This window comes from Nocardia mikamii NBRC 108933, assembly GCF_001613505.1.
GTDB classification, from domain to species: domain Bacteria; phylum Actinomycetota; class Actinomycetes; order Mycobacteriales; family Mycobacteriaceae; genus Nocardia; species Nocardia mikamii.
Genome location: NZ_BDCM01000014.1, coordinates 567,007 through 583,950, shown reverse-complemented (window position 1 = coordinate 583,950; position 16,944 = coordinate 567,007). Strand labels below are relative to the sequence as shown.

Below are 16,944 nucleotides of genomic sequence, written 5' to 3'. Positions count from 1 at the left end.
TGAGAGAACGCAATCCCCATCCAGAGGAGCGAGCATGTCCTACACCTTCGAACCCGGAGACCCGTGCTGGATCGAACTGTTCACCGCCGACACCGATCGAGCCGTCGATTTCTACGGCGAGTTGTTCGGCTGGACCGCCGAAAGCGATGAGCAGTACGGCGGTTACATCACCTTCCGCAAGGACGGCAATGCCGTCGCCGGCGGGATGCGCAACGACGGCTCGGACGGCGCACCCGATCAATGGACCGTGTACTTGACCAGTGTCGACGTCCACGCCACCGCCGCCTCCGCCGCCGACCACGGCGGCCGGGTCGTGGTGGAGCCGATGGCCGTCGGTGAGCTCGGCAGCATGGCCGTCCTCGCCGATCCGTCCGGTGCGGCTGTCGGTGCGTGGCAGCCCGGCGTCCATCGCGGCTTCGGTTCCTTCGGCGTCGCCGGCGGCGGAAATTGGAGCGGGCACGTCGGGTACCCGTCGTGGTTCGAACTGCATACGCCGGCCTATGCGGAGGCGTTGAAGTTCTACCGCGAGGTGTTCGGCTGGCGCGATCCCTTCACGATCGGTGATTCACCCGAATTTCGGTACACGTCCATCCATTCCGCCACGCCGATGCTCGGTGGCGTGATGGATTCGGCGGCGCACCTGCCCCCGGGATCGCCCGGCTGGTGGCGGATCTACATCGGCGCCGAAGACGTCGATGCGACGGTGAAGCAGGCGGTGAGCCTGGGTGGGTCGGTCGAAGTCGAGCCCCAGAACTCGCCGTACGGCCGGTTGGCGGCGTTGCGCGATCCGAGCGGTGTGGCGTTCAGCATCGGCGGTAACGCGTCCTGACATTCATTACCCCGCCGGTAATCGCGCTGGGGAATGGTCATCGCTACCGTCGAGGTTGTCCCGAGCGGTCGGGAACGCGGAGCGAAATGTGGGAGCGATGATGGCGGACGAACGGGCGCTGGTGATCGGCGGCGGTGGGGTGGCGGGAATCGCCTGGGCGAACGGCGTGATCGCCGGATTGGCCGACGCGGGAATCGATCTCACCGCCGCCGATCTGTACATCGGCACGTCGGCGGGCGCCAATGTGGCGGCACAACTGACCAGCGGGCTGACCGCGGAGGAGCTGTTCCGCCGCCAGATCGACCCCGCGATGCAGAGCGCCGAGATCGTGCCGGAGGGCAACCCGCTCGACGGCGTGTGGGAGACGATCAACCGGATCATCACCGAGAGCGGCGGGGATATGGCCGTGGCGCGGCGGCGACTCGGCAACCTCGCCCTGGAGACCGAGACGGTGCCGGAATCCGCCCGGCGCGCGGTGATCGAATCGCGGTTGCCGGTGCACGAATGGCCTCGGCAGCGGCTGCTGATCACCGCCGTCGACGCCGGCACGGGTGAACCGCGCGTTTTCGATCGCGCCTCCGGGGTCGCGCTGGTCGACGCGGTGACCGCCAGTTCGGCGGTGCCGCTGGTCTGGCCGCCGCACACCGTCGACGGCGTGCGCTATACCGACGGTGGCGTGCGGACCAGTGTCAATGCCGACCTGGCGGCCGGATTCGGGCGGGTACTCATCATCGCGCCGCTGCCCGATCCGGCGCTGGACGGCGAGATCGCGGGACTGACCGAACGGGGTGCGCGGGTGGAATCGATCGCCCCCGACGAGGCCGCGATCGCCGCTTTCGGGGCGAATCCGCTCGATACCGCCTCCCGCGTGCCGTCGGCGCATGCCGGTCGGGTGCAGGGCAAGTCGGCGGCGGAGCGGATCGCCGAGCTCTGGAGCTAGGCGGCGGATCGCACATCCGTTCCGGCATGAGGTCACGACGGGGCGAGGTCACTCAGGCTCGGTTGGATGCGAGCGTTTCCCGCGCGGCCGCGAGAGCGGCGGCTCGGTCGCCGGCGACCAGTCCGATCCGGGTCCGGCGGTCCAGCAGGTCGTCTTCGTCGAGTGCGCCCTCATGGGTTGCCGCGAAGGCGAATTCGGCACGCAGCACGTCGATGCCGGGGGCGACCGGTTCGGCGAGGCGCGGATCGCGCCGCGCCGCGGCGAGAATCTGTGCGGCCTGATCTCCGTAACGCTCGACCAGCACCGGCGGCGCCGCGATCCGGTCGCGCGCCCGCCCGGACACCGCTCCCACCAACGGGATTCGCTTGGTGCGACAGGGCGCCGCGGTCAGCCCGGCGGCGGCCACGGCGGCGTCGACCGCGTCCTCGGCCATCTGCCGGTAGGTGGTCAGCTTGCCGCCGACGACGGTGATCGGGCCGCCGGGGGAGTGCAGGACCGCGTGTTCGCGAGAGATGTCGGCGGTGGAGTCGTCGGCGGTGCGCAACAGTGGTCGCAGACCGGCGAAGGATCCGCGGATATCGCTGCGCCGCAACGGCTCTCGGAGCACAGTGTTCACGGTGTCGAGCAGGAAGTCGATCTCGGAGTCGGTGGGCTTCGGCTCGTCCGGGACCGGGCCGGGTGCGTCCTCGTCGGTGAGCCCCAGATACACGCGGCCGTGCGCGGCCGGGAAGGCGAAGACGAAACGGCTGGTGCTGCCCGGAATCGGCACGGTCAGCGAGGCGGTGAGGCCGCCGAAGGCCGCGGCGTCGAAGACCAGGTGGGTGCCGCGGCTGGGCCGCAACTCGATACTCGGATCGACCCGGTCGGCCCACACGCCGGACGCGTTGATCACCGAACGCGCTCGTACGGACAGGGTTTCACCGGTCAGCACGTCGTGCAGCACCGCGGCGTCGCCGCTCACCTGCTCGGCGCGGACGCGGGTGAGCACGGTCGCCCCGTGCGCCGCGGCGGTGCGCGCGATCGTCACCACCAGCCGGGCGTCGTCGACGAGCTGACCGTCCCAGGCCGTCATCCCGCCGCGCAGCCCGGCGCGGCGCAGTGTCGGCGCGAGTCGCAGCGCTTCGGCCGCGGCGACCCGGCGCGATCGCGGCAACACCGCCGATGAGGTTCCGGCGCTGCGCCGCAGTGCGTCTCCGGCGAGGAAACCCGCGCGGACCAAGAGCCGCTGCGGCAGGGATCCGCCGGAGAACGCCGGGACGAGCTGGGGAATCGAACGAGTCAGATGTGGTGCGGTGGTGGTGAGCAGGATGTCGCGTTCGACCGCGCTCTCGTGGGCGATGCCGACCCCGCCGGATGCCAGATACCGCAATCCGCCGTGGACGAGTTTCGAACTCCACCGGCTGGTTCCGAAGGCCAGATCGTGCGCCTCCACCAGGACGGTCCGCAATCCACGCGCCGCCGCGTCCAACGCCACGCCCGCGCCGGTGACACCGCCGCCGATGACCAGAACGTCGATGCGGTCCGCATCGCCGAGCGCCCGCAGTTCGCGGCCGCGGCGGGCGGCGTTGAGCGCCGAATCTCCCGTGGTATCGCCGAGCCCGTGGCCCGCGGTCGGTGTGCTCTCGTCGAGCATGCGCTGTCTCGCTCTCTGTTTCGGGACTAGTCGGTATCGGGGCGCAGGTACCGGTCGACGACGCGAGCGAGCTCGACGTCGAGTCCGGCATCATCGAGCAGATGGCTGACCGTGCCGGCCGACTGCACGGTGGACTGGCCGATCAGCAGCAGCATGGTGGCCAGGTGATCGGGATCGCCGGCGCGGATGGAACCGTCGCGCTGTCCCTCGCGGACGGCGCTGGAGAACACCTGGATCAATTGCCGTTGATTGCGGCCGAGCCGGCCGAACACATAGGTCAGCATCAGGTCGGTGTCGATGCGGAAGATCTTGGCGAACAACGGGTTCGACCGGATCTCGGCCGCGCCCGAGACGATGCCCTCCACCAGGCGCGCCCGCGCCGGGCCCTGGGTGGGGATACTCGTCGCCACGATCTCGCTCAGTTCCCGGACCAGCAACTCGGCGATCAGCGACCGGGTATCGGGCCAGCGCCGGTACACCGTGGGGCGACTGACGCCGGCGCGCCGGGCGACTTCGCTGAGCGTGGTCCGGCGTACGCCGAACTCCTCGACACAGGCACGTCCCGCCGCCAGGATCGCCAGGTCGATAGCCGACAGCTCGCCGTCGGGGCCGGGGGATTCGTTCGGATCCATCAACAACTCACCATCGGTCCGTGTTCGTTACTGCGATTCGTATTCGTTACTGCTTGACACTCTATGTCAGACTGTAACGCATGGTCGATACGCGACAGGACACATCCGCAGCAGAATCGGAAAACTCGACACCGGGCGAGTCGTCCGATCGGCCGAGTATGGTGTGGGACGCCTGGGGCGTCGCCTCGGCCCACGCGCCGCTCTCGGACCGGATCCGGACGCTGGTGGCGCAGGTGTTCGGAGTGTCCGGGGAACCGGTGGCCCGTCGTGATGAGGGCGACGTGCCGCTGCGGGAATCCGGCTTGACGGCCGCGCATCGCGCGGGGCTGTCGGCGGTGGTCGGCGCGGATCAGGTGTCGGCCGACCACCGTGACCGGCTGCTGCACGCGGGTGGCAAGAGTACGCCCGACCTGCTGCGCCGTCGTGCCCAAGCGCCGCAGGACGCGCCCGACGCCGTCGTCTTCCCGGCCGATCACGACCAGGTCCTGGCCGTGCTCACCTACTGTGGCGAACAGTCGATCGCGGTCGTGCCCTTCGGTGGCGGCACCAGCGTGGTGGGCGGGGTGGATCCCGCGCGCGGCCGCTTCGACACCGTGATCGCCCTGGATCTGCGGCGGCTCGACGGACTGTCCGATATCGACCCGGTGAGCGGCACCGCGACGCTGGGCGCCGGACTGACCGGGCCGCAGGCGGAGAAACTGCTTGCCGCCCATGGACTTTCGCTGGGGCATTTCCCGCAGAGTTTCGAATACGCCAGCATCGGCGGCTTCGCGGCCACCCGATCCTCGGGTCAGGCCTCGGCCGGCTACGGCCGCTTCGACGACATGATCATGCGCCTGAAGGTCGCAACGCCCACGGGCACGGTCGATCTCGGCCGCGCCCCCGCCTCGGCCGCCGGCCCGGATCTGCGCGAGCTGTTCGCCGGATCCGAGGGCACGCTCGGCGTCATCACCGAGGTGACGCTGCGGGTGCACCCGATTCCGGAGACAACCGCGTATCAGGCGTGGTCGTTCCCGGACTTCGCCACCGGCGCCGCCGCGCTGCGCACCGTCGTGCAGAACGGCGCGGCGCCGACGGTGCTGCGGTTGTCCGACGAAGCCGAGACCGGACTCAACCTGGCCCGTTCCGGTGATATCGGCGGCGCACCGGTCAGCGGCTGCCTGGCCGTCACCACGTTCGAGGGCACCGAAGCGCATGTGACCGCGCGCAGCGCCGAGGCCTCGGCCCTGCTCGCCGCCGCGGGCGGCACCGCCCTCGGTGAACAGCCGGCGCGGGAATGGGAGCACGGCCGCTTCGCCGCGCCGTATCTGCGTGATGCGCTGCTGGATATCGGCGTACTGTGCGAAACCCTCGAAACGGCGACCACCTGGTCGAATGTCGAGCGGCTTAAAGCGGCGGTCACCACCGCGCTCACCGAATCGCTCGGGACGCAGGGCACTCCCGCGCTGGTGATGTGCCATATCTCGCATACCTACCCGACCGGCGCCTCGCTGTACTTCACCGTCGTCGCCAAGCAGGCCGACGATGCGCTGTCCCAGTGGGCGCGGACCAAACGCGCCGTCGGTGACGCCATCGCCGGACACGGGGGAACCATCACCCATCACCATGCCGTCGGCGCCGACCACCGGCCGTGGATGACCGCCGAGATCGGCGAGCCGGGCGCGCGCATCCTGCGTGCGGTCAAGGATGCCGTCGACCCGGCGGGAATCCTCAACCCGGGCAAGCTGATTCCGTGACCGCCATCCGATCGGTCGCGCTGGTGACCAACCCGCACTCCGGCCACGGCCGGGGACTCGCGGCCGCCGCCGCGGCCGCCACCCGCTTCGCCGAGCGCGGCGTACGGGTACGCGAGATCCGCGGTGCCGACGCGGCGGAAACCGTTCGCCTGGTCCGGGATTCGGTGCGAGGGCCGGAGCGTCCCGACGCGGTCGTCTGCGCGGGCGGTGACGGACTGGTCTGCGTCACGCTGCAGGCCCTCGCCTCGACCGGGGTGCCGCTGGGGCTGCTGCCCGGCGGGACCGGTAACGACCTGGCCCGGGAACTGGGAGTGCCCGACGACGACCCGCGGGCCGCGGCCGATATCGTGCTCGGCGGTTCCGTGCGCACCATCGATCTCGGCGCGATCGAATCCACGCCCGATCCCGAGCACGCCCAGGACTGGGCGGCCGGAATCGAACCCGCCGTCGCCCATCGTCCCATGCGATTCGCCACCGTCGCCGGCACCGGCTTCGACGCGCGAGTAACCCTGCGCGCCAACCGTATGCGCCGGCCGAAGGGCTCGCTGCGGTACTCCTTCGCCGCGGTGCCGGAACTGCTCGGTCAGCTCGGCGTGCCCTACCGCATCGAATTGTCCGGCGAGCCGGGCGCAGCCGATGATCGCGTCGTCGAGACCGAGGCCGTGATGGTGGCGGTCGGCAACACCCGGACCTATGGCGGCGGCATGCTCATCTGCCCCGACGCCATCGTCGACGACGGCCTGCTCGACCTGACCGTGGTCGGCGCGATGTCACGGCTGGAGATGGTCCGCCTGCTCCCGGCCCTGGCCGCCGGCAAGCGCATCGACCATCCCGCGGTCGGGCACTACCGGGCCCGCGCCATCACCCTCACCGCCGCGGTACCGGCGACCGCCGACGGCGACCCGGCGGGACTGCTCCCGGCGACCTTCCGCGCCGAACCCGCAGCGCTGGCGATCCTCGTGCCGTGACCCCGCCGTCCACAGGCGGGGCGCGGCCTCCGCATCCCGGTGGCGAATCTGCGAGCATGCTGAGTGGCAAACCCACACCTGCACAACGGATTCGGGCAAAAGCTGAGAATTGCATATGGATTGGTGTATTGCGCCGATCCGGGCGGTAGTCTCGAAGACGTGGGCGGGGTTTTCGGTGTCCCTCATCCGCCGAAAACCCCGCCCTACATCTTTCTCCGGCCGACCCGCTTCTTGCGCGGCGCGACGCCACCCGGCACACACGTCCGGCGCCCGAGTGGCGGGTCTCAGGGGTGTGACGGTGCCGTGTGCAGGGCCGTGTCGAGTCCTCCTGCTCAACTCCGTAGAATCGCACGGTGACCAGCGCAGCCCCTGATAACTCGCGAAATCGTGCCGACGCCCTCCCCAAGAGCTGGAACCCCAGCGATGTAGAGGCCGACCTGTACGAGCGCTGGGTAGCGGCCGGTTACTTCACCGCCGACCCGGCCAGCGACAAGCCGCCCTATTCGATCGTGCTGCCGCCGCCGAACGTCACCGGCAACCTGCACATGGGCCACGCCTTCGACCACACCCTGATGGACCTGCTCACCCGCCGCAAGCGGATGCAGGGCTACGAGGTGCTGTGGCTACCCGGTATGGACCACGCCGGCATCGCCACCCAGACCGTGGTCGAGAAGCAACTCGCCGTCGACGGCAAGACCAAGGAAGACTTCGGCCGCGAACTGTTCGTCGACAAGGTCTGGGACTGGAAGCGCGAATCCGGCGGCGCCATCCAGGGCCAGATGCGCCGCCTCGGCGACGGCGTCGACTGGAGCCGCGACCGCTTCACCATGGACGACGGCCTCTCCCGCGCGGTGCAGACCATCTTCAAACGCCTCTACGACGCCGGGCTGATCTACCGGGCCGAGCGCCTGGTGAACTGGTCGCCCTCGCTCGAGACCGCGATCTCCGACGTCGAGGTGAAATACGAGGACGTCGAGGGTGAGCTCGTCTCGCTGCGCTACGGCTCGCTGAACGACGACGAACCGCACGTCATCGTGGCCACCACCCGCGTGGAGACCATGCTCGGCGATACCGCGGTGGCGGTGCACCCCGAGGACGAGCGGTACCGGGCGCTGATCGGCACCACGGTCTACCACCCGATCACCGGCCGCCAGATTCCGATCGTCGCCGACGACTACGTCGACCCCGAATTCGGTTCCGGCGCAGTGAAGATCACCCCGGCGCACGACCCCAACGACTTCGAGATCGGCCTGCGGCACAACCTGCCGATGCCGACCATCATGGACAAGACCGGCAAGATCGCCGACACCGGAACCGAATTCGATGGCATGGACCGGTTCGAGGCGCGTGTCAAGATCCGCGAGCGGCTGGCCGACGAGGGGCGCATCGTCGCCGAGAAGCGCCCGTACGTGCACAGCGTCGGCCACTCCGAACGCTCCGGCGAACCGATCGAACCGCGGCTGTCGATGCAGTGGTGGGTGAAGGTCGAATCGCTGGCCAAGGCCGCCGGTGACGCCGTGCGCAACGGTGCGGTGACGATCTACCCGGCCAGCCAGGAACCGCGCTGGTTCGAATGGGTCGACAACATGCACGACTGGTGCATCTCGCGGCAGCTGTGGTGGGGTCACCGCATTCCGATCTGGTACGGCCCCGAGGGCGAGATCGCGTGCGTCGGCCCCGACGAGCAGGCGCCCGAGGGCTGGGTGCAGGACCCGGACGTCCTCGACACCTGGTTCTCCTCCGGCCTGTGGCCCTTCTCCACCATGGGCTGGCCGGACGACACCCCCGAACTGTCGAAGTTCTATCCGACCAGCGTGCTGGTGACCGGCTACGACATCCTGTTCTTCTGGGTGGCCCGGATGATGATGTTCGGCATGTTCGTCTCCGGCGACCCGGTCATCGCCGCCGGTAAGGACCCCGGGCGGCAGCAGGTCCCGTTCGACGACGTCTTCCTGCACGGCCTCATCCGCGACGAATTCGGCCGCAAATACTCCAAGTCCAAGGGCATCGGCGTGGACCCGCTGCTGTGGATCGACGAATACGGCGCGGACGCAACACGTTTCACCCTCGCCCGGGGCGCGCAGCCGGGCAGCGACCTGTCGGTGGGCCCGCCGCACGTGCAGGCCTCGCGCAACTTCATCACGAAGCTGTTCAACGCCAGCAAGTTCGCGCTCATGAACGGTGCCGCGCCGGGCGACCTGCCCGACCGCGCCACCCTCACCGACACCGACCGCTGGATCCTCGACCGGCTCGACGAGGTGCGGGCCGAGGTGGACGGGGCCTTCGACCGTTACGAATTCGGCAAGGCCTGTGAGGCGCTGTACCACTTCGCCTGGGACGAACTGTGCGACTGGTACCTCGAATTGGCGAAGGTGCAGTTCGCCGAATCGGAGGAGCGGGCCGCGAGCACGCGCATCGTCCTCGGCAACGTGCTGGATTCGGTGCTGCGCCTGCTGCACCCGGCCATCCCGTTCGTCACCGAAACGCTGTGGCAGGCCCTCACCGAGGCCGGTGCGGACGACTCCCTGGTGATCGCCGCGTGGCCGCAGTCCTCGGGGATCGCCGCCGATACCGTTGCGGCACAGCGCATCGCGGACCTGCAGAAGCTCGTCACCGAGATCCGCCGATTCCGCAGCGATCAGGGCCTGACCGACAAGCAGAAGGTCGCCGCGAAACTGATCGGCATCGATACCGCCGACCTCACCGGGCTGCACGCCGAAATCGCCAGCCTGGCCCGGCTCACCGAACCGGATGCCGGGTTCTCCGCCACCGCCGCGGTGGAGGTGCGGCTGTCCGGCGCCACCGTCACCGTCGAACTGGACACCTCCGGCACGGTCGACCTCGACGCCGAACGCCGCCGGCTGGAGAAGGACCTCGCGGCCGCGCAGAAGGACCTCGCCGCCACCACCGCCAAACTCGGCAACGAGGCCTTCCTGGCCAAGGCGCCCGACGAGGTGGTCGCCAAGATCCGCACCCGCCGCGAGGTCGCCGAATCCGAGGTGACCCGGATCGGGGCGCGGCTGGCGCAGATCACGGAGTCGGTGGCGAACAAGTGAGCGGCGGTGAAGGTTTCGACCACGAACCGCTCGCGGGCGGTGCGGACCGGCTGCGCACCGGTCCCTCGCCGGTCGACCTCGCCGAAATGGCGCTGGTCGAGGCCGAACTCGACCAGCGCTGGGGCGAAACCAAGATCGAGCCGTCGCTGACCCGGATCGCGACCCTGATGGATCTGCTCGGTTCCCCGCAGCAGAGCTATCCCGCCATCCACATCGCCGGTACCAACGGCAAGACCTCGGTCACCCGGATGGTCGACGCGCTGCTCACGGCACTGCACCGGCGCACCGGCCGGTTCACCAGCCCGCATCTGCAACTGGCGACCGAACGCATCGCCGTCGACAACGCGCCGATCACGCCGGCCCGCTACGTCGAGATCTACCGGGAACTGCTGCCCTACGTCGAGATGATCGACGCGCGCTCGACCGACGGCGCCCTCGGCGACGGGCCGGGACCACGGATGAGCAAATTCGAGGTCCTCGTGGCGATGGCGTACGCCGCGTTCGCCGAGGCGCCGGTCGATGTCGCGGTCGTCGAGACCGGGATGGGCGGCACCTGGGACGCGACCAACGTCATCGACGGGCAGGTCGCGGTGATCACACCGATCGGGCTGGACCACACCGACTATCTGGGCCCGGATCTGGCGTCGATCGCCGGAGAGAAGGCCGGGATCATCAAGAAGTCGCCGCAGGATCTGCTGATTCCGCGCGACACCGTCGCCATCATCGCCGAGCAGGAACCCGAGGCGATGGAGGTGCTGCTGCGGCGCGCGGTGGAGGCAGATGCCGCGGTCGCTCGTGCCGGTTCCGAGTTCCGGGTGCTGTCGCGTCGGGTCGCGATCGGCGGTCAGGTGCTCGAGATCCAGGGGCTCGGCGGGGTCTACGACGAGATCTTCCTGCCGCTGCACGGCGAACACCAGGCGCACAACGCGGCGCTGGCGCTGGCCGCGGTGGAGGCGTTCTTCGGTGCCGGCTCGCAGAAGCAGCTCGACATCGACGCGGTGCGGGCCGGATTCGCCGCGGCGGTGAGCCCCGGCCGGATGGAGCGGATGCGCAGCGCGCCCACCATCTTCATCGACGCCGCACACAACCCCGCCGGTGCGCGGGCGCTCGCCGCGACGCTCACCGAGGAATTCGACTTCCGCAAGTTGGTGGGTGTGGTCGCGGTGCTCTCCGACAAGGACGCGGCGGGCATCCTCGCCGCGCTGGAGCCAGTGCTGGACGAGATCGTCGTCACCACCAACGGCTCACCGCGGGCGCTCGGCGTCGACGAACTCGCAGACCTGGCCGTCCAGCGCTTCGGCGACGAGCGAGTCGTCACCGCGAACAGCCTCGCCGATGCGGTCGAAACCGCCATCGCCATCGCCGAGGAAGCGGGAGACGCCGGCGAACCGGTATCCGGCGCGGGCATCGTGGTCACCGGCTCGGTGGTCACCGCGGGCACGGCGCGCTCGCTGTTCGGGAAGGACCCCGCGTGAAGCAGCGGGCCGCAGACGGTGGGAAGCTGGTGTCGAGGGCATCGGCGAGCGGGCGCGGAGGAGGCGACGTGGGTAGCGAGGACGATGTGCGCGGCGAGGCGCCGAAGCAGGGTGTACCCGCGCCCGCGACCGACCCGTGGAAGGGTTTTCGCGGTGTGATGGCCGGCGCGCTGGTACTCGAGGCCATCACCGTGCTGCTGGCGCTGCCGGTGGTCGGGGCCGTCGGCGGCGGACTCAGCTGGTGGTCGGTGACCTACCTGGTCGGCCTGGCCGTCCTGATGTTCGTCGGCTCCGGAATGCAGCGTCGCTCCTGGGCCGTGCCGTTCAATCTCGGCCTGCAGGTGCTGGTGCTGGCCGGTGGGTTCATTCATCTGTCGATCGGCATCATCGGCGTCGTGTTCGCGGCGGTGTGGGCTTTCATTCTGGTGCTGCGCTCCGACGTCAAACGCCGCATGGACCAGGGTCTGCTGCCCAGCCAGCGGATGCAGGGCTCGTCCTGACGGCTCGGTTCGGAATCCGGTGGCAGCGCCGGTTAGAGTGTCGCCGTGACTGAGCAGACGTTGGTACTCATCAAGCCGGACGGCGTGGCCCGAGGCCTGGTTGGTGAGATCATCACCCGCATCGAACGCAAAGGCCTGAAGATCGCGGCCCTCAAGCTCGAGCAGGTTTCCGAGGAACGTGCCGCCGCCCACTACGCCGAACACGCCGACAAGCCGTTCTACGGCTCGCTGATCGAATTCATCACCTCCGGCCCGGTCGTCGCGGCCATCCTCGAGGGTCCGCGCGCCATCGCCGCCTTCCGCCAGCTCGCCGGTGGCACCGACCCCGTCGAGAAGGCCGTCCCCGGCAGCATCCGCGGCGACTACGCCCTGGAAACCCAGTTCAACCTCGTGCACGGCTCCGATTCCCCCGAATCCGCGAAGCGCGAGATCGCGCTCTGGTTCTAGGCTGTGTCGTTCGGCCTCCGCTTCGCTCCCGCGAACGGTCGCTCGTAAGACTCGCTCCGTGCGGGGCGCGATTCGGTTGCGTCCCAGTTTCGGTTCACGACCGGGTGGGTGATCTCGCTGTGGTCGGTGGGGTTTCCCGGGCCCTCCGTGATCATTTGCCCGTTGGTCGCGGCGACACTCCAGCGGGTGCTCCGCATCCGGCGGAAAAGACCTACTCAGGTGTAGGAAAGTCTCCCCGGTCGGGCCCCGGAAACGGGCCGGGCACGCTCCGATGACATACCAGTGGGTCGCTGTGTGGGATACTGGAAGCGGATGTGATCGACGCCCGCCTATCGGGGCAGGTGGCGAACGCAACCGAATGGCACCGCGGCTCGACGCCGATCATCGCTGCCCCGGACGGTTCCAAGACTCGGCTGTTCGGCGGCACGCTGGATGAGCGCTCGAGCTCAGGTGTGAAAGCCAACAGCCAGGCGCCGCGTGACCAGTTAGCCCGAACGACGTACGACAGGTGATAACGGGGCACGCGGGGCGAGACCATCAGACCTTGCGCCACAGGCGTGAGGCGAACGGACAGCGCCCCCGCGTCGGCCGCGTCACTCTCGTACGAGTGGGACGCGCCCGGGGGCCCGAGGAGATTTCGTGGCCGATCAAGAGCCGCAAGGAACGTCGCAGAGCAATGGTGATTCCACCTCTACCGAGGTGGCCGGGGTAGGGGAGGCAGCGCAGTTGCCCGAACGTATCCGGGTGCACGCGCTGGCGAAACTTCTGGGTACCACCAGCAAACGCATCCTTGCCCATCTGACCGAACTGGGTGCCGAAGCTCGCAGCGCCCAATCCAGCCTGGACCGGACCGTCGCCGAATCCGTGCGCGACGCGCTCGTTCCCCCACAGGCCGGCACCGGGCAACCGGTGACCGAGCTCGCCACCGGACAGGCCGAGACGCCTGCTCCGGCACGCGCCGAGAGTGCGTCTCCGGCGACCACATCCACCGCCGCGGCCGATACCGCGCAGACCGTCACCGCGCCGGATACGTCCGGCGAGCCCGAGCCGAGCGAGTCCGGCGCATCCACCGCGGTCGCCGAACCCGAGGTCGCCGACACCGTGCGGGCCGCGGACGTCGGCGAGACCCCTGGCACCGCGAACCCCGCGGTGACATCGGAATCGCCGGTAGCGGCAGAGTCGCCCGCGGCATCGGCCGAGGCCGAATCGGTGCCGCACACATCGCTGTTCACCAGCCCGTTCCAGCAGCCTGCCGCGCAGCGCGAGGAGCCGGTCGTCTTCGAGCCGGCGAGTATCGCGGCCGCGCCGCTGTTCCTGCCGCCGGATGCCGCCGCCGCCGAGGAGATGCGCCGCCGCCGGCGTGCCGAGCGCGAGGCCGAAGCCGCCGAAAAGGCCGCCGAAAAGGCCGCTGAGAAAGCCGGTGAGAAGGCCACCGAAAAGGCCGCCGAACCCGCGCCGGAGAAAGCCCCCGCCGAGCCCGAGACCGTCGCGGCAGCAGAGACCGAGACCGAATCCGGCGACTGGGACGACGAGCAGTCGCGCGACGAGCAGGAGGACGGTGGTCGTTCGCGTCGCCGCCGCCGGGGCCGCCGCGGTCGCGGCCGGGGCCGGGGCGAACAGCACGCCGATCACGAGTCGGACGACGAATCCGACGACGAGGACGCCGAGGCGCACGCCGAGTCCGACGAATCCGCCGAGGAGACCGCCGCCGAGCAGACCGGCGAGGAGAACGACGACGACTCGGGTTCGACGCCGGAGGGTTCCACCCGCCGTCGCCGTCGTCGCCGTCGCCGCAAGGCCGGTGAGGACAACGAATCCGAGCCCGCCGACGACGATCCGCCGAACACGGTCGTGCACGAGCGGGAACCGCGTAACAAGCGCCGCACGGTCGACGAGGTGCAGGGCATCAGCGGGTCGACCCGGCTGGAGGCCAAGCGGCAGCGCCGTCGCGACGGTCGCGAGGCCGGTCGCCGTCGCCCGCCGATCCTCACCGAATCGGAATTCCTGGCCCGCCGCGAGGCGGTCGACCGGGTCATGGTGGTGCGCGAGAAGTCGTTCCCGGCCGGCGAGCATTCGCATGTCGGTGCGACCACCCAGGTGGCGGTGCTCGAGGACAACATCCTGGTCGAGCACTTCGTCACCAACACCGGCACGGCGTCGATGGTCGGCAACGTCTACCTGGGCAAGGTGCAAAACGTGCTGCCCAGCATGGAGGCGGCGTTCGTCGACATCGGCCGCGGCCGCAACGGCGTGCTCTACGCCGGTGAGGTGAACTGGGAGGCCGCCGGGCTCGGCGGCAAGGAACGCAAGATCGAGCAGGCCCTCAAACCCGGCGACACCGTCCTGGTGCAGGTCAGCAAGGATCCGGTCGGGCACAAGGGCGCTCGGCTGACCACGCAGATCAGCCTGGCTGGTCGCTTCCTGGTCTATGTCCCGGGCGGGACCTCGACCGGTATCAGCCGCAAACTGCCCGACACCGAGCGCAAGCGGCTCAAGGAGATCCTGCGCGACATCGTCCCGCAGGACGCCGGAGTGATCATCCGTACCGCGTCCGAGGGTGTGAGCGAGACCGAGCTGGCCCGCGATGTCGAGCGGCTGCAGGCCACCTGGAAGACCATCGAGAAGCAGGCCGAGAACGGGTCGGGCGCGCCGAAGACCCTGTACGAAGAGCCGGACCTGCTGGTGAAGGTCGTCCGGGACCTGTTCAACGAGGACTTCTCCAAGCTGGTCATCGAGGGCGACCGGGCGTGGACGACGGTCGAGAACTACGTCCGCACCGTCGCTCCGGACATGCTGGCCCGGGTCGAGCGCTACGACAACAACGGCGTGGACGTCTTCGGAAACCTGCGCATCGACGAGCAGCTGGCGAAGGCGCTCGATCGCAAGGTGTGGCTGCCCTCCGGTGGCACCCTGGTCATCGACCGCACCGAGGCGATGACCGTGATCGACGTCAACACCGGCAAATTCACCGGATCCGGTGGCAGCAACCTGGAAGAAACGGTCACCCGCAACAATCTGGAGGCCGCCGAGGAGATCGTGCGCCAGATGCGGTTGCGCGATATCGGCGGCATGATCGTCGTCGACTTCATCGATATGGTGCTGGAATCCAACCGGGATCTGGTGCTGCGCCGCCTGACCGAGGCGCTCGGGCGCGACCGCACCCGCCATCAGGTGTCGGAGGTCACCTCGCTCGGCCTGGTCCAGATGACCCGCAAGAAGCTGGGCACCGGTCTGGTCGAGGCGTTCTCCACCACCTGTGAGCACTGCCACGGCCGCGGCATCATCGTGCACAACTATCCGGTCGAGACCGCACCCGCCGAGGAGGGGTCCGGCCGCCGCGAAGGCCGTCGCCGCCGCAAGGACAAGGACCGCGACAAGGACGTCAAGCAGGCGAGCACCGCCGCGCCGGACACCGCGGATGCGCATCCCGAGGAGGATGCGGCCGCCAAGCGCGCTCATCCGGTCGCGCTCGCGATGGCCGCGCATCACTCCGACGACGAGCCGGCCGAGGCCGGTGCGCCGGTCGAGGCGAAGACGCAATCGCGGCCGCAGGCCAAGGATTCACGGGTTTCGCGCCGGGGACGCGGACGGGCCGCGGCGGCCGAGGTCGCCGAAGCCGAGTCCGTCGAGGTGGAAGCGGCCGAGCCGGTGGTCGCCGAACAGGTGGTCGCCGAACGAGTCGGCACCGAGCCGGTGGCGGCCGAACCCGCTGCCGAGCCGGTCCCGGAGCCCGAGCGGCCCGCGGTGGCCGCCCGGGCCGGAGCACAGGCGGCGTCGGCCGAGTCCGCGGTCACTCCCGCACCGGCCGACACGAAGCCCGCCGAGCAGGCTCCGGAAACGGGTGCCCGTCGTGGCCGTCGCCGGGTGGCGCGCACCGCGTCGGCTCCGTCGACCGACAGCCGGGGCGCGGTCTTCGTGCTGACCGACGCCGACCAGGACAGCGCGCCGAAGTTCTCGCTCGACGAGCTGGCTCCGGCCGAGGTGGCCCCGCGGCAGCGGACCCGTCGCCGGGCCGCCGGGCGAGCCGCGGGCGCGCCGGAATCGCCGAACTGATCCGGTCGCCGGACCGGAGAACTCGCAGCACAGGCCCCGCCCGCACGACGGGCGGGGCGCCGCGGCGGACCGCGTTCGCGGTGGCGGCGACCCGGTTTGGTGCGGGGGGTGGCAGTCCTGTAATCTTGGACAGTCGCTGCCCGGTGACAGCACCGTGTTGTGTTGAGAAAACGCTGCGCTGTCATGAGATCCGGCTCGAAACGAGCCCTCCGGTGCGGAAGAAGTACCGAGGCGGCGGTGACTATCAGACCAGTCGTACGGCGGTTTCCGGTGTCCACCGGCAGGCGGCCGTAGGAGCAGAGTGCCGAGCACTAGTTGAGGAAAGAGGGCAGCCGACCGATGGCAACGTACGCGATCGTCAAGACCGGCGGAAAGCAGTACAAGGTCGCGGTCGGTGACCTGGTGAAGGTCGAGAAGATCGAGGGTGAACCGGGCACGGCCGTATCGCTGTCGCCGGTGCTGGTGGTTGACGGCGCCGAGCTGACTACCGATGCCGACAAGCTGGCCAAGGTTTCGGTGTCCGCCGAAGTGGTCGAGCAGACCAAGGGCCCGAAGATCCGGATCCACAAGTTCAAGAACAAGACCGGCTACCACAAGCGTCAGGGCCACCGTCAGAAGCTGACGGTCCTGAAGGTCACCGGCATCAAGTAATTTCGACCTAGCGAAACCACCCGG

General features: G+C 69.5%; 13 protein-coding genes. 11 read left to right on the top strand and 2 right to left on the bottom strand.

What is annotated here, in order from left to right; all coding sequences use genetic code 11:
• Positions 1-34 precede the first annotated feature (34 nt).
• Both NMI01S_RS24230 and NMI01S_RS24225 read left to right on the top strand, forming a co-directional pair.
• Positions 35-829 (top strand): VOC family protein, encoded by a 795-nt coding sequence (locus NMI01S_RS24230; RefSeq protein WP_063000706.1) that lies wholly within the window; start codon positions 35-37, stop codon positions 827-829.
• 97 nt (positions 830-926) lie between these two features.
• Entirely contained in the window at positions 927-1,769 is an 843-nt protein-coding gene (locus NMI01S_RS24225; RefSeq protein WP_063000704.1) for a patatin-like phospholipase family protein, read from the top strand.
• A 52-nt stretch (positions 1,770-1,821) separates the two neighbouring features.
• On the opposite strand, the gene NMI01S_RS24220 is transcribed toward NMI01S_RS24225, so the two are convergent.
• Together NMI01S_RS24220 and NMI01S_RS24215 are read right to left on the bottom strand one after the other, a co-directional pair.
• Positions 1,822-3,402 carry a glycerol-3-phosphate dehydrogenase/oxidase gene (locus NMI01S_RS24220; protein ID WP_063000702.1) on the bottom strand — a complete coding sequence of 527 codons (1,581 nt, stop codon included), beginning with the start codon at positions 3,400-3,402 and terminating at the stop codon, positions 1,822-1,824.
• A 26-nt stretch (positions 3,403-3,428) separates the two neighbouring features.
• Positions 3,429-4,034 (bottom strand): TetR/AcrR family transcriptional regulator, encoded by a 606-nt coding sequence (locus NMI01S_RS24215; protein WP_063000701.1) that lies wholly within the window; start codon positions 4,032-4,034, stop codon positions 3,429-3,431.
• A gap of 158 nt (positions 4,035-4,192) precedes the next feature.
• Here NMI01S_RS24215 and NMI01S_RS24210 point away from each other — a divergent pair, with 158 nt between their 5' ends.
• The 9 genes from NMI01S_RS24210 (at position 4,193) to rplU (ending at position 16,920) form a co-directional block, all read left to right on the top strand.
• Positions 4,193-5,770 carry an FAD-binding oxidoreductase gene (locus NMI01S_RS24210; RefSeq protein ID WP_063001064.1) on the top strand — a complete coding sequence of 526 codons (1,578 nt, stop codon included), beginning with the start codon at positions 4,193-4,195 and terminating at the stop codon, positions 5,768-5,770.
• Positions 5,767-6,738, top strand: a complete 972-nt coding sequence (locus NMI01S_RS24205) for a diacylglycerol kinase family protein (RefSeq protein WP_084513199.1) — start codon at positions 5,767-5,769, stop codon at positions 6,736-6,738. The genes NMI01S_RS24210 and NMI01S_RS24205 overlap by 4 nt, the downstream gene beginning before the upstream one ends.
• Before the next feature lie 353 nt (positions 6,739-7,091).
• Positions 7,092-9,794 carry a valine--tRNA ligase gene (locus NMI01S_RS24200; RefSeq protein WP_063000699.1) on the top strand — a complete coding sequence of 901 codons (2,703 nt, stop codon included), beginning with the start codon at positions 7,092-7,094 and terminating at the stop codon, positions 9,792-9,794.
• A gap of 50 nt (positions 9,795-9,844) precedes the next feature.
• The gene (gene folC / locus NMI01S_RS24195) at positions 9,845-11,269 is read left to right on the top strand and encodes a bifunctional tetrahydrofolate synthase/dihydrofolate synthase (RefSeq protein WP_439956298.1); all 1,425 of its coding nucleotides are present in this window, start codon (positions 9,845-9,847) and stop codon (positions 11,267-11,269) included.
• A gap of 158 nt (positions 11,270-11,427) precedes the next feature.
• Positions 11,428-11,769 carry a DUF4233 domain-containing protein gene (locus tag NMI01S_RS24190; protein ID WP_082857361.1) on the top strand — a complete coding sequence of 114 codons (342 nt, stop codon included), beginning with the start codon at positions 11,428-11,430 and terminating at the stop codon, positions 11,767-11,769.
• A 45-nt stretch (positions 11,770-11,814) separates the two neighbouring features.
• A complete protein-coding gene (gene ndk / locus NMI01S_RS24185; RefSeq protein ID WP_039777040.1) occupies positions 11,815-12,216 on the top strand; it encodes a nucleoside-diphosphate kinase in 402 nt (133 codons plus the stop codon).
• A gap of 314 nt (positions 12,217-12,530) precedes the next feature.
• Positions 12,531-12,728, top strand: coding sequence for a hypothetical protein (locus tag NMI01S_RS35025; protein WP_143859875.1), 198 nt, complete (start codon positions 12,531-12,533; stop codon positions 12,726-12,728).
• Between the two features lie 127 nt (positions 12,729-12,855).
• Positions 12,856-16,269, top strand: coding sequence for a translation initiation factor IF-2 N-terminal domain-containing protein (locus NMI01S_RS24180; RefSeq protein WP_063920833.1), 3,414 nt, complete (start codon positions 12,856-12,858; stop codon positions 16,267-16,269).
• A 339-nt stretch (positions 16,270-16,608) separates the two neighbouring features.
• Entirely contained in the window at positions 16,609-16,920 is a 312-nt protein-coding gene (gene rplU / locus NMI01S_RS24175) for a 50S ribosomal protein L21 (protein WP_030512746.1), read from the top strand.
• The last annotated feature ends 24 nt before the right edge of the window (positions 16,921-16,944 follow it).